The sequence below is a fragment of the Microcoleus sp. MON1_C5 genome (assembly GCF_036701875.1).
GTDB lineage: Bacteria > Cyanobacteriota > Cyanobacteriia > Cyanobacteriales > Microcoleaceae > Microcoleus.
On sequence record NZ_JAUBRN010000001.1, the window covers coordinates 314,108 to 327,241 of the forward strand.

Annotated in this window: 12 protein-coding genes; 3 read left to right on the forward strand and 9 right to left on the reverse strand. The window is 46.2% G+C overall.

What is annotated here, in order from left to right; genetic code table 11:
• The first annotated feature begins 43 nt into the window (after positions 1-43).
• Together QUA71_RS01170 and QUA71_RS01175 are read left to right on the forward strand one after the other, a co-directional pair.
• Positions 44-1,195, forward strand: a complete 1,152-nt coding sequence (locus QUA71_RS01170; RefSeq protein ID WP_333281189.1) for an AAA family ATPase — start codon at positions 44-46, stop codon at positions 1,193-1,195.
• A 1-nt stretch (position 1,196) separates the two neighbouring features.
• On the forward strand, positions 1,197-1,952 hold the full coding sequence (locus tag QUA71_RS01175; protein ID WP_333281192.1) for a hypothetical protein: 756 nt from the start codon (positions 1,197-1,199) through the stop codon (positions 1,950-1,952).
• Between the two features lie 125 nt (positions 1,953-2,077).
• Here the strand turns inward: QUA71_RS01175 and QUA71_RS01180 are convergent, their stop codons facing one another.
• From QUA71_RS01180 to purC, 9 genes are all read right to left on the reverse strand, one after another.
• Positions 2,078-2,449, reverse strand: coding sequence for a DUF4278 domain-containing protein (locus QUA71_RS01180; RefSeq protein WP_333281195.1), 372 nt, complete (start codon positions 2,447-2,449; stop codon positions 2,078-2,080).
• A gap of 241 nt (positions 2,450-2,690) precedes the next feature.
• Positions 2,691-3,035, reverse strand: a complete 345-nt coding sequence (locus tag QUA71_RS01185) for a BON domain-containing protein (RefSeq protein WP_190737264.1) — start codon at positions 3,033-3,035, stop codon at positions 2,691-2,693.
• Positions 3,036-3,650: 615 nt separating this feature from the next.
• On the reverse strand, positions 3,651-4,913 hold the full coding sequence (locus QUA71_RS01190) for a DNA cytosine methyltransferase (protein ID WP_333281197.1): 1,263 nt from the start codon (positions 4,911-4,913) through the stop codon (positions 3,651-3,653).
• Between the two features lie 136 nt (positions 4,914-5,049).
• Entirely contained in the window at positions 5,050-6,222 is a 1,173-nt protein-coding gene (gene lpxB, locus QUA71_RS01195) for a lipid-A-disaccharide synthase (protein WP_333281199.1), read from the reverse strand.
• A 190-nt stretch (positions 6,223-6,412) separates the two neighbouring features.
• Entirely contained in the window at positions 6,413-7,207 is a 795-nt protein-coding gene (lpxA, locus tag QUA71_RS01200; protein ID WP_190658339.1) for an acyl-ACP--UDP-N-acetylglucosamine O-acyltransferase, read from the reverse strand.
• Positions 7,208-7,427: 220 nt separating this feature from the next.
• A complete protein-coding gene (fabZ, locus tag QUA71_RS01205) occupies positions 7,428-7,949 on the reverse strand; it encodes a 3-hydroxyacyl-ACP dehydratase FabZ (protein WP_333281202.1) in 522 nt (173 codons plus the stop codon).
• A 68-nt stretch (positions 7,950-8,017) separates the two neighbouring features.
• A complete protein-coding gene (gene lpxC, locus QUA71_RS01210; protein ID WP_333281205.1) occupies positions 8,018-8,872 on the reverse strand; it encodes a UDP-3-O-acyl-N-acetylglucosamine deacetylase in 855 nt (284 codons plus the stop codon).
• 226 nt (positions 8,873-9,098) lie between these two features.
• Complete coding sequence (locus QUA71_RS01215) at positions 9,099-11,480, reverse strand: BamA/TamA family outer membrane protein (protein ID WP_333281208.1); 2,382 nt, start codon at positions 11,478-11,480, stop codon at positions 9,099-9,101.
• A gap of 185 nt (positions 11,481-11,665) precedes the next feature.
• Positions 11,666-12,394: a phosphoribosylaminoimidazolesuccinocarboxamide synthase gene (gene purC, locus QUA71_RS01220; protein WP_190658532.1), complete on the reverse strand. Its 729-nt coding sequence runs from the start codon at positions 12,392-12,394 to the stop codon at positions 11,666-11,668.
• Positions 12,395-12,651: 257 nt separating this feature from the next.
• Between purC and QUA71_RS01225 the strand changes: the two genes are divergently transcribed.
• On the forward strand, positions 12,652-13,083 hold the full coding sequence (locus tag QUA71_RS01225; protein ID WP_190658331.1) for a response regulator: 432 nt from the start codon (positions 12,652-12,654) through the stop codon (positions 13,081-13,083).
• Positions 13,084-13,134 lie beyond the last annotated feature (51 nt).

Sequence of the window (13,134 nt, forward strand, 5' to 3'; positions counted from 1 at the left end):
CAAATACGTTGGGTCATATGAACAATAAAAACCATTTTAAATTATGAAGATTATTTCACTTAGACTCAACAATAATTTTTGGGAGTGGGATTTTGATGAAATTAACTTTTCATCAAACTTAACCCTTTTAGTAGGTGTATCAGGTGCAGGCAAAACCCAAATCCTGCGTGCAATTATCGATTTAAGACGTATTGCAAATGGAACAGCTATAAATGGGTTTGAATGGAAAATCCTATTTTCTACGGTAACCGGTACTGAATTTATTTGGGAAGGTGGTTTTGATACTGTTGAAAAAAATGAACTAAGTTTTGAGGATGATGAAAAAGAAAAACAAGATGAGCGAGAAAAATCTTCCTTAATTTATGAAAAATTGACCTCAAACAATCAGGTTTTAATTGAGCGAGATTTGAAAGAAATTAGGTATAAAGGTAGCTCAATGCCTAAACTTTCTTCGCATCAATCAATGATATATATTTTGAAAGAAGAAACGGTAATTAAAGAAGCCTTTGATGCTCTAAATAAAATAGAATATCGCGATCATACAAAAACAATACACGGTCGGCGTTTTATAATAAGCTCAAACCAATCTTTGCACTCGCTCAAAAATAAATACAAAACCTTAGACAGCATAGTAAATAGTGATGAGGATATTAGAACTAAACTATATCTGACTTATGAAAACAAGTTAGATATTTATGAAAAAATAAAGTCAAGATTTATTGACATTTTTCCAAAAATCGGAGATATAAAAGTTGAGCCTTATAAAACTGACATCTTCCCTAAAGCAATTGCTGAGACAATTCAGCCTGGTATTTCTATAAAAGAGAAATCTGTACAAAAATGGATTATAGAAGAGAGGATGTCTTCGGGGATGTTGCGTACAATTATTCATATAGCCGAAATTTTTCTGGCAAATGAAGGTTCGGTAATATTGATTGATGAATTTGAAAATAGTTTAGGCATAAATTGTATTGACATCTTGACTGATGACCTGATTCACGAAAATAAAACCTTACAATTTATTGCTACAAGCCATCACCCTTACATTATCAATAATATTCCGTATGAATATTGGAAAATTGTGACTCGACAGGGCGGACATATTAGAATTTGTAATGCCTCAGATTATCATTTGGGTAAATCTAAACAAGACGCATTTATTCAATTAACCAAAATTCTCGAAAAACAATCATAGTATGAACTTCTATTTTGTATTTGAAGGGAAGACAGAACCGATTGTTTATAAGAAGTGGTTATCTGTACTTCTTCCAGAATTGACAGAAGTGGATAGTTTTGATGCTGTAAATCAGAATAACTATTATTACGTAAGTGATATGGGCGTTCCTAGTTGCTACAGAGTTGCTGCTAATGCTATCCAAGACATTAACGCTTTTCCTAAATATAATTACTTGGTACTATTTACAGATGCAGACCGTTTTACAGTTGCAGAAAAAAAAGCGGAAGCTGATGAGCAAATTAAGTTAGAATTACAAGATAAACCTTTTAAAACATTACCGGGAAATTGCCAACTAGAAATTATTGTCCAGAAAGTTTGTATTGAAACTTGGTTTTTAGGCAATAGGAATTTCTTTGTCAGACATCCACAAAATAATCCAACTTTGACACAATACATCGAATATTTTGATGTAAGCAAAAGTAATCCCGAAGACTTAGCTGGTGAATTTGTGCAAGATGAAGAAAATACAAAGGATATTTTTGGATATAAAACAAAAGCTCTGTTTCATGAAGGTTATCTTAGAGAAATTTTCAAAGAGCGTAGTTCTGCGTCAAACAAGAGTTTTTCTTACCATAAATCTAAACCGAGGGAAGTACAAGAAGAATATTACCTTAAACAACTGATAGCGAGAATTGAGGCAAATTCAGATCACTTACTTAGTTTTCAAGAATTTATAAAGTTTTGTTTGAAAATTAAGGGGCAACTAAATAAATAATACATCGCCGTGCGCGCTGTGGGGAAAGGAGAAGTCGATCGCACAAACAGCATCAAAAGGGGGAAATTGAGCTTAACTCGATTTCCCCCCTCTGGACAAACGCTTTGTTTTCTGAAGCTTTTTCTCTAACAGACCATCTGTCTCGACTCAATTTCTAGCAAGCGCAGCAGTCTTTCATCGCCATTGGCTTTGGCTGCTTGCTTTCTACGATCGAGAATATTGCAAATATTCGCTTGGTGGATTTGCGCCACTTCCACAACAGTTGGGTAAGATTCAACCGTCCCTGGGGTGCGAACTGCTGCGCTATCGCGATCGCCACCTTGAGAATCTCGCTTTGTAGTATAGTTTGTGCCGCCGTATTTATTTGGGCCGGGAATGTGTCTCGGATACCGATAGTTCCAGTCTTGGCCCCGGTATTTGCCCGCTACTTCGCCTTCGATCATATCGACTGTCGGAATGTCGTACTCGTAGTTGACGCCGCGATAAGTGAGTTTCATATTTTTGATCCTTATATTTATGGAGATAAAAAGGGCAGTCAGGCCAGCTTGGGTTTTCTTTGCTAAAACTTTTTTAGTTTCTGTATTCAATTATACTGTTTTTTAAGATAAATCGGTTAAATTTACAAAAATTAATATTTTGAGGGCCAGAGGGCAAGAAAAAACCCGCCGCAGCGGGTTTAATCGAGTTTTTGACTAATTCGAGCAGCATCCGGAGCGAAACTGCTTCGGTTCCGAAGAACTAGCCAACTGTCACCTGATCGGTTTGCACGTCTGTGGCGCCTTCTTCAGCAGAGGCGATCGCCACCAACTTGTCGAGAATTTCCTGACTGGGAACTTGACCTTTGAGAACAACCGTGCTGCTGAGCTGAGCTACATAAACAGTCTCGATATCAGCAACTTCTGGATCGCCGTCAAAAGCTAAAGCGACCCGCTTCGCGAGGCCGCTGTCGTCAAAATTTCCGTCTGGGCCGACTTTAGCAGGAGCGATGGATTGCGCTTGCGCTGCTTGCTGTACTACTTGTGCCATCGGTTCAGCCGGGGCTTCAGGCTTTTCGAGTCCGAACAGTCTTTTAAACCAACCCATATTAGTTGAGTCTCCTGAAAATACACTTTTTACACGATAGCTCTAGAATTCCAAAAGACTCGTAATTGTTGCAAAACTCAGCGAAATTTATCAAAATGTTTTATCGGGAGACTTTCACAATCTAAAATCTTAAATGGTATCTAGATATTGATGTTGCTATTTGATGTATAGGACGATCGCTCCGCCTTGGATAGCAGAGGCATAGTCGAAGCAGTTCCCCCACTGTCACCTTAAAAAAACTGCACAACGCGCCGGAATACATTCCCGGTTTGTTTAACTACCCGGGACATCTCCTGCGGGTCATCAATGTGTGTCCACTGATACAGGGGACGATAGCCCGGGCTTAATTAAGGGTAGTCCTGCATATAGCAATCCTTGCAGGAGTCGTAAATTTTTTACCCCACCCCAACCCTCCCCGAATCCCCTCGCTCCGGAGTAAGAAATTCACAAATGATGCGAGGATTGCTATAAGTAATTATGCAATTTGATCTAACCCGGTCTGTAGAAGGAGATGACAGGCAAAAACCACTACTTGTTTACCAATTAGCAATTACCAATTTCCAATTTCCAATTACTACTCACCAATTCCCCGTTAGAGATAATTAAATCTAACTCTTAACTTTTTAGATAATATTGTTCTGCTTCCGACCAATTCAGTTTAAGCAACGAATCATCTCCCCAGGTCAGTTTGAGACTCGGCTTAATTGCTGTCACGCCCAAAGCGCTAATAATCTGCGCTGCTACAGCTTTCGCCAGTAGCGGCGGTACAGAATTTCCGACTTGGCGAAAACCGTGCCATTTTGTAACGTGAAATCTAAACCAGTCAGGATAGGAATGCAGTCGCGCAGCTTCCCTGACAGTAATGCACCGAGGGGTGCTCGGGTGAATCGGTCTCGGCGAAGTATAAGCCCCCCTAGCCCGGTCGGTTCCAGCCCTGAGAGTGTTGCAAACTCCCTGGGGATGAAGCTTATAAAAACGGCTGATCGGCTCTTTTTCGCCGTGTTTAGCAGCATGAAACCTTTCTATACATTCCAGAGAGTGTTGAGTTCGCAAACTACAAGAAAGAATTTGCCGATCGTACTCGCGAGCGTAGGAATAATCATCATCCAAACCATCAATTCCGCGCATTATACTCGCATAAGCGCTGCACTTTCCGTACTCCGCCATCACCCAATCTCGGTGCAGCAACTCGCTGTACTTTTCCACTTCCGGCAAATCTCCAATCGCATCCCAAACTGTCGGGACAGCAGGTAAATTAACTTTTTTATAGCGTTTAGGAATTTTAACTTTCGGCAGTATAGTAGTTGGCTGAGGGTATTTTGGCAGCTCATAATCTTTTTTGCAGCCAATCAAAAACAAGCGTTTGCGAGCTTGCGGTACTCCGTAGTGAACCGCGTTGAGAACTTGATAGTTTTCTTCTACTTGATAGCCTGCTTCCAGGAAAGAGCTAATTAAAATATTCAGGAGTTCTTTGTGTTCTCCTGACGCAATTCCCGGAACATTTTCCATTACGAAAAACTTGGGTTTTAGCTCCAAAACTAAGCGTTTAAAGTGAAAAATTAGAGAATTTCGCGGGTCGTCCACATCGCGCTTGCCCATCATCGAGAATCCTTGACAGGGCGAACCGCTGATTACTACGTCTATCTCGCGCCGCCCGATCGCCGATTTTTTCCTAATTTCCGAACCCGTAAGCTGTGCGACATCTTTGCACAGAATAGAACACAGCGGGAAATTAAACTGGTGTGTGGCGCAGTGAATTGGGTCAATTTCGACTGAGGCAAGTACATCAAAACCTGCTTGTTCAAAGCCCAGGGTCATGCCGCCCGCGCCTGCAAATAAATCAACAGCGATCGGTCGCTTTTTCCGATTGCTTGGCATAACATTTCAATAACAAAGTTGCTTTAATAGAAATTAAGGAAATTAACCGCGTTTCTGGCAAGAAATCTGGGGTTTGTCAAGGAGCCATCTACAAAGAAACCGGGTTTATACATAACCTTTCAATACCAAAATTGCTTTAAGAAGCTGTATTTAATTTGACGTTTTTCATTATTTCCGCAGCGGCCCGATCGCACACACCCACATCTCCGAGACTTTCGCGCATTTCCCGATAACCCGCTTTGATTTGCTGGCGTCGATCGGCATTTTGCAGCAATTCCAGTGCGTGGTTCACTATATTTTCCGCAGTCGCCTCGTATTGCAGCAACTCCGGGACGATCGGCTTCATTTGCACCAAATTGGGCGGAGACATAAAAGGAATCGAAAATTTCAGCACGTGGCGAGCAATAATCGCCGTAATCGGACTGACGCGATAGACGACAACTTGCGGAACGTCGAGCAAAGCTAGCTCCAGATTAACAGTACCAGATTTAGCGATCGCCAGATCGGCAGCCGCCAAGATTTCCAGAGTTTGATTTTCTAACAAAGTAGCCCGCAAACCGTAATTCTCGATCGCTTTTTCGATTTTGCTGTGGAAAGCTTTGTTAGCAAGCGGAATCAAAAAATGAACTTCCGGCAATTTAGCTTGAATAATTTGAGCTGCCTCAAATATAACCGGCATCAGGTACTTGAGTTCTTGGTGTCTGGAAGCGGGAATTAGGGCGATCGACACCTGTTCCGGCCCAATTCCCAAAGTTTTGCGGGCAACTTCCCGGCTGGGCGCAGATTGCATTCTATCCACCAAAGGATGACCAACCCAACTCACTTGGGCTCCTTTTTTTCGATAATAACAAGCTTCTTCGGGGAAAATTGCCAAAAGTTGGTCGCTAATATTGACAATCAGATCGGTATTGCGACGAGAAATCGACCAAACCCATTCTTGAGGTGCGATGTACCAAACCACCGGCAAATCCGGCAAACAGCGGCGGATGTAGCTGCCAATACCGAGATTTGGAGTCAAATAATCAATCAATACAACAGCATCGGGGCGGAAGTTTTTGAGATATTGTTTAGCTTTTTGCTGAACTTTAATCGTTGGCCAGATATACGGCACTGATTCTATCAGACCCATAGAACCAATGCCCACAGTATCGCCTAAAATAGTAGCCCCAGCTTCTGCCATACGAGGACCGCCCAATCCGGTTATTTCGAGATCAAAACCAGCGGCGACAGCGTGACGTTTTAAGGCTGCAACTAACAAAGCTCCTTGCAAATCGCCAGAAACCTCACCAGTGCTGATAAAAATTTTCATAAAATCCTCGATATCATCAGTAAGGTGCCCCGGAGCAAAACTTTTTTAGCTGCGTCAAGGCTTGAAACTGACACACCCTACAGCTAACTGCTCATAGGTTTGTAGTGAGGACTGCAGTCCTATCTGACGCGACTTTTAGCTAATAAGGACTAAAGTCCTTACTACAAACAATAGGTTTATTCTACCTCATTTACTTTTTGCCAGGAATCAAACCGCGCCGCCCTTTGGTTATAGACTGCTGCACAAATCTCCGCAGGTGCTGCAAGTGGGCGTTTTCTGGTAACAAATCCAACTGTTCCAAAGCTTGATTGAGAGTGTAGCCAGAATGGTATAAAATACGAAAAGTTTTCTTCAAAACTAGCAAATCTTCTTCTGTCAAACCAGCGCGTTGGAGACCGACTTTGTTGATTGCTCGCACTCTCGAAGGATTACCTTCGACTAGCATATAAGGAGGTACGTCTCGATCGATTCTGCTCAAGCCCCCCACCATAGACAAGCGGCCGATGTGGACAAACTGATGAACGCCCAAAACACCGCTCAAGCGGGCTTGAGACTCGATTTTAACGTGTCCGGCTAAGGCTACAGCATTGGCGATAATTACTCGATCGGCGATCGCGCAATTGTGTCCCACATGAACATAAGCCATCAATAGATTATGATTGCCAATTGTCGTGCTTTCCCCGGCTCCCGTAGCGCGGTTAATTGTCACGTATTCCCGAATTTGATTGCTGTCGCCAATTTTCACCCTAGTCGGAGAACCCTCGTATTTCAAATCTTGAGGTTCCAAACCAATCGCCGCACCGGGGAAAATTTGATTGCGAGCGCCTATTTCTGTTAGCCCGTCGATAATTGCATGAGCGCCAATCTTAGTATCCGGCCCGATTTTCACTCTTTCCCCAATTACAGCATAAGCTCCCACTTGTACAGTCGGGTGAAGTTCAGCGCCGGGATGAATCACAGCAGTTGGGTGAATCAAAGTAAGCATTTGTCAATTTTTTTGCTGGTAAGTGGGAAGGAAGTTCGGCTAAGTGCAGTGTAAGGGATTGAACGGATTTAACGGATGGATGTTGACAGAAGACGGAAGAAGGAAGAGGGAATTTTAGAAATTTTAAGATGGCGTCGTTCCGACGAACACTTAGCAGTTTTAATTTAAATTCAAAACTCACAAGTCACAATTACCCGCAAGCCCTCACCACTTCCCCAATTTAATCTACCATCGAAAACGTCAATTCTCCTTCACAAACTTTTTGTCCGTCTACTTCAGCCAGAGCCTGCATTTTTGCGAAGCGGTGGCGTTTTACCCACAGCAATTCTACAGTCATCCGCAACTGATCGCCCGGTACAACCTGACGACGGAACTTCACTTGATCGATTCCGGTAAACATCCACAATCCTTGCTTGATGTCGGGCAACTGAGCGAGAACAATACCGCCAACTTGAGCCATAGCTTCAACAATTAATACCCCAGGCATAATTGGCCGTCCGGGAAAATGCCCTTGAAAATGTGGTTCGTTGAAAGTCACATTTTTAATTCCTATAGCCTTCTTCGACGGCACGTAATCAACAATCTTGTCAACCAGTGCAAAAGGATAGCGATGAGGCAAGAATTTCTGAATTTCTTCGAGAGTAAAAGTAGATTTAACCGCTGGAGAATCCTCACCGTTTTCAGTGGGAACGGATTCAGAATTCGCAGTATTGAGGGTGTTAACTTCAGTCAGCGTGGACATTGCTTGAAGACTTTTGAGTGTAGTATGGCAGAAGGAATATGCAATCTTAACAGAGCACGTGTTTTTTCCTAACTTTTATCTAGCGTAGCTAGAGCTTCCGATTTCAGGGCTTGGGCGAGTTGGACGTGCAGATTGTGACTGGCTTTGTAAGCCAAGTAGTGAGCTTTTGGCCAAGTTCCGAGCAGACTGAGGTCGCCTACTAAGTCTAGGATTTTATGGCGCACCGGTTCGTTTGTAAATCTCAAAGGCGGGTTGAGCCACCCGGATCGATCGCAAACTAGGGCGTTCTCTAGGGTACCACCTTTGATCAAACCTGCTTGTCGCAATTGGTCAACTTGGCGAGCAAGTCCAAAAGTGCGGGCTGGGGCGATCGCGCTAGCAAAACTTTCTGCCTCTGGCGACCAACTGTACCATTGATTGCCGATCGCCTGTTCCTCAAAATCAATTCCGTAACTAAATCGAGTTTCGGCTGAGGGTAAAGCCGCTGCAAAAGCATCCCCGTGACGCACCCAAATTGGCTGTTCTAGGACGAAGGAGGAAGTGGGGTCTTGCTTCGATTCTTGAGGAACTAAGCCGGTATGGGCGATCGCCTCTACCCAAACCACAGCCGAACCGTCCAGCAGAGGCACTTCCGGCCCATCAACCTCTATTCGAGCATTATCCGCTCCCATCCCCGCCAAAGCGGCTAATAAATGCTCTACAGTGCGAATTTGAGCATCGATACCTGCCAGTTCAGTTGAAAGTGCAGTCTGGCAAACCGCCTCAATTTTTGCAGGAATTATCGGAGCACCAGGCAAGTCAATTCTGACAAAATAGCGGCCTTCCCCAACCGCAGCAGGCAAAACTCGGACGCGAGTTTGTTCGCCGCTGTGCAAACCGATTCCCGACAGTTCAAATTCAGATTTTAAGGTACGTTGAGTCATTTGGAAGAGGGAAGAGGGAAGAGGAAAGAAGGAAGAAGGAAGAGGGAAGAAGGAAGAGGGAAGAGGGAAGTTAACAGTAGGGTGCGCCTGGTCGCGCACCTTAGACATGATTTGTAGGGTGCGCCGAGGCGTAGCTTACTAATTAGCAATTAGCAATTAGCAATTAGCAATTACCAATTACTCATAACTAATAACTAATGACTGCTAACTACTGACTCTTCGTTAATTAGAATCGCTCACCAATCCCAAAGTGAATTTGATTGTCGCCAGTGTCGTTGATACCGTAATCGATCCGGATCGGTCCTAAAGGAGATTGAACCCGCACGCCGAGGCCGTAACCGTAACCGCTACCCGGCTTTCCGCGGATACCGGCAGGGTCGCCCGGGACATCTTTGCCCGTGCCAAAGTCGGTGCCAGCATCCAAAAATAGCGCTCCGCCGATAAACGAAATAATCGGGAAACGGTACTCAACGCTGGCTTCTAGGAAGCTGCGACCGGCTCCGAGGTCGCCTTCGGCGTACCCGCGCACCGAGTTGGCGCCGCCCAAGGCAAAGGCTTCGTAGGGAGGCAAATCTCCGAATACGGTGCCGCCTCTAAAACTGAATGCCAGGGTTTGAGGGCCGGCGGTAAAGTTAGTGTACTTGACTGGTAGGTAAAAGCTGTAGCTGGCCCGCAGGCGGTTTAACAGGATGCTGCCGGAACCTACAGGAATCGATTGTTCCATCCCAAACCTTAGCAGGGAACCGCTAGTGGGGCGGAGGGGGTCGTTGCGCCGATCGCGCACAACACCTGCTTGCAGTGTTGTCAAGTCATCCGATCCCGAATCGCTAAAACTCAACTGGTTGCCGAGTTCGTCCCGGGATTCGCGCCTGCCTTTGCGATCGGTAATTGAGACTCGCTGGTACTGCAAGCCGACTGAAGCTGTCCACTCAGCATCGGCAAAAGGATTGCGCGACAGCGGACGGGTGAAATTGATGCCGGCACCGGTGCGGACGACGCGGGGTCGATCGTCGTTGGGCAATCTGACTTCCCGTTCGCCACCGTCAAAAATCACGCTGATCGATCGTCTTCTAAAAACATTAGCGGTGAAAGAAGTCCGGTAAGGATCGCCTGCAATCCAGGGGTCAGTAAAACTCAGGTCAAACAGCGTTTGGCGTTCCCCGATTTGTACTTCAGCCCCCAATTTCTGGTTCCTACCGCCCAAGTTTTGCTGCTGGTAACTCACCGTACCGAACAAACCCGTCGCGGAACTCAAACCCGCACCAGCGGCCAGAGAACCAGTATTTTTCTCGATGACGTTGACAATTACCCTTGCCTTGCGGGGGTCAGTCGTTCCCGGTTCCAAGGCAAGTCGCACGTCTTCAAAAATTCCCAAACCAAACACCCGTCTCAAATCTCTTTCCGCCTTGGTGCGGTTAAAGATGTCTCCGGGCTTGAGTTCTACTTCGCGGGTGACGACAAAGCGACGGGTGTTGCCTCCGATCGGCTGACCCGTGGCATCTGTTGCCTCTCCCTCCTTGTTCAGGAAGCGGACATCAACGGATTCGATCTGGCCTTCTGCCACTACCAGGGTGACTGTGCCATCGTCTCCTACTTGCGGGGCATCAGTGATTTGGCCCAAAACATAGCCGTTCTCTTGATACCACGCATTAATTTTTTTCACTCCCTCCTCAAAGCGGCGGAGGTTGAGAATTTTGCCGTATTGATCGCGGAAGCTTTCGTCAATTACGCTTTGGGGCAGCACTTGCTGACCGGTGATTGTCACTCCCCGCAGTACCGGATTTGGCTGCACAATAAAAGTCACCCGGACGCCCAACGGGGTGTCTTCCGGTACTGCCCGCACGTTTCTGAAAAAGCCTGTGGCAAAAATGGCGTTGATGTCTTGTTGCAGTTGGCTGCGGTTGGTCGTGCGTCCCGGTTGGGTGCTGATGACTCGGTAAATTTCGCTTTCCAGGTCGTCCGTCGCCCCGGTGACTGTAACTTCTGCAACTAGCACTTGCGGTTCTGCCGCCCCGGCGGGTGCGGGGGTTTGTCTGGGCTGCGGTGCTGGGCCAGGGGGTAATGGGGGAACGGTGTTAGTCGGCGGTCTGGTCGGGGCCGGTCTGGGGGTAACTTGGGCGTTTTGAGCGATCGCCCCTGATTCCTCTGGTTTCCCTAGCTCTGCTGCGATCCAGGCGGGCGTTACAGCCGATTCCTCGGGGGGGAGCGGGCTGCCCAGCGGCGCCTCGGGCAGGGCGTTTTGGCTGCTAGAGGCGGGGGAGGGGTTGGCTGCTAGCTCGGGTTTGAGTTGAAGCAAGGAAGGCGAAACCGGGGAGGGCGTGTCTGTGAATCGCTCTGGGGGTTTGCGGTCGTCCTCTCCTCTGGCAGGGGCCTCCGCTATTTTTAGGGCTTCGGCTTTGCCGGTTTTAGAGGCTTTGCGGTTTTGAGGAGGATTTTGGGTTAATTCTGGAATGGGGCGATCGGGTAATTCGATCGACGGGGCAGGCGGAACGGCAGCCAAAGCTTCCTCTGCTGATTCAGAGTAGGATGTTTGGCCACTTGCCGAATTTGATAACCCGAATGTTGCTGAGGCAGTAAAAACTGCCACCAATACAGCAGATAAACGCATTTTTGTTCACTTTTTTGGGCAATCCACACACCACATTAGTCATTATTCATTAGTCATTAGTCATTAGTTATATAAGTCGGTTGAATTTCGCGCTGACCGCTAATTGATGACTGTTGACCGCTGATTGCTGACATCGAAAGCAGAAGGGTGACAAACTGTGCAATTCTAGCGCATTACCAAGGCCTCTAGACTTTCTGAGCGAGAACGCGTTGGAGAACTTGTTGGTAAGCGGTTTCTACCGATCCTAAGTCGCGGCGGAATCGGTCTTTGTCCATAACACGGGCGTCGGGGTCGGCTTCTGCGTTGTCCCAGAGGCGGCAGGTGTCGGGACTGATTTCGTCGGCGAGGATCAGATTTTGATGTTGGTCGATACCGAATTCTAGTTTGAAGTCTACCAGGGTGATGCCGCACTGGCTGAAAAATTCTTTGAGTATTTCGTTAATTTCGCGGGCGGCGATTTCTAGTTGGTCTACTTGTTGGGGGGTGGCTAGCTGCATTAGCAGCAGCCTGTCGCGGGTCAGCAGCGGGTCTCCCAAATCGTCGTTTTTGTAATAAAACTCCACCAGCGGCGGATTGATAATTGTGCCGAGGGCGAGTCCGGTTTGCTTGCAAAGGCTGCCAGCGGCAATGTTTCTGACTACGACTTCCAACGGCAAGATTTGGACGCGACAGACTCGCATTTGGTTGGGGGCCGGCGTGTCGATGAAGTGGGTGGGGATGCCTTTGGCTTCTAGCATCCGAAACAGGTGGGCGGATACGGCGCAGTTGATTTCGCCTTTGCCGACGATGCTGCCGCGTTTCTGGGCGTTAAAGGCTGTAGCGTCGTCTTTGAAGTGGGTCAGCAAAATTTCGCTGTCTTCGGTGGAGTAGAGGATTTTGGCTTTGCCTTCGTAGAGTTTGCGATCGGCTGACATGGCGATTAATAATGTAGATGAGTTGTAGATTTTACCGTAGCTCGATCGGGCATTATTGGCGAGTTTTTGGATTTCGGCTGCGCCCCTCAGAGCATGAGGGGCGAGTACACCTGCAGGTAGATCCCGCGAGCGGCCCAGGCATAAATGATTCTTGACAAAGGACAATAGAGATTAAACCTGCTGGGTTCGCGATCCGTGCGGGCTAAACCTCGCCAACGAGACTGGCGCTTAAAAAACATCTGCAAAGTGGCTCATTTATGGAAGACAAAAAAATTCATATTCTCTTGGTAGAAGATGATGAGGTTGATGTGATGAACGTCCGGCGAGCATTCAAAAAAAATAACATCGTCAACCCCCTCTACATTGCTGCCAATGGATTAGAAGCTCTATCTATATTGCGTGGAGAAGGAAAAATAGATCCTCCAATGCCTCAAGCGCGCCGGTTGATTTTGCTGGACTTGAATATGCCGAGAATGAGCGGGATCGAGTTTTTGCAAGAATTGCGACTGGATGAATGTTTGAGGTCGATTCCGGTAATCGTCCTCACGACTTCTAATGAAGATAGAGATAAAGTAAAAGCTTATAATTTGAATGTAGCTGGCTATATTCTTAAACCTGTTACTTTTTCTAACTTTGTGGAAGTGATGGCTACCCTAAACAGATACTGGATGCTGAGTGAAATTCCCTAAAAGAGGGGAAATTTAATAAAAAATATATTTTTTAATGTGGCTTGGTGATTT

Coding starts and splice junctions, on each gene's coding strand:
- lpxB (WP_333281199.1), bottom strand. CDS start 6,222: ATGAAAATTTTTATCAGCACTGGTGAGGTTTCTGGCGATTTGCAAGGA.
- fabZ (WP_333281202.1), bottom strand. CDS start 7,949: ATGTCCACGCTGACTGAAGTTAACACCCTCAATACTGCGAATTCTGAA.
- QUA71_RS01225 (WP_190658331.1), top strand. CDS start 12,652: ATGGAAGACAAAAAAATTCATATTCTCTTGGTAGAAGATGATGAGGTT.
- lpxA (WP_190658339.1), bottom strand. CDS start 7,207: ATGCTTACTTTGATTCACCCAACTGCTGTGATTCATCCCGGCGCTGAA.
- QUA71_RS01175 (WP_333281192.1), top strand. CDS start 1,197: ATGAACTTCTATTTTGTATTTGAAGGGAAGACAGAACCGATTGTTTAT.
- QUA71_RS01215 (WP_333281208.1), bottom strand. CDS start 11,480: ATGCGTTTATCTGCTGTATTGGTGGCAGTTTTTACTGCCTCAGCAACA.
- lpxC (WP_333281205.1), bottom strand. CDS start 8,872: ATGACTCAACGTACCTTAAAATCTGAATTTGAACTGTCGGGAATCGGT.
- QUA71_RS01180 (WP_333281195.1), bottom strand. CDS start 2,449: ATGAAACTCACTTATCGCGGCGTCAACTACGAGTACGACATTCCGACA.
- QUA71_RS01170 (WP_333281189.1), top strand. CDS start 44: ATGAAGATTATTTCACTTAGACTCAACAATAATTTTTGGGAGTGGGAT.
- purC (WP_190658532.1), bottom strand. CDS start 12,394: ATGTCAGCCGATCGCAAACTCTACGAAGGCAAAGCCAAAATCCTCTAC.
- QUA71_RS01185 (WP_190737264.1), bottom strand. CDS start 3,035: ATGGGTTGGTTTAAAAGACTGTTCGGACTCGAAAAGCCTGAAGCCCCG.
- QUA71_RS01190 (WP_333281197.1), bottom strand. CDS start 4,913: ATGCCAAGCAATCGGAAAAAGCGACCGATCGCTGTTGATTTATTTGCA.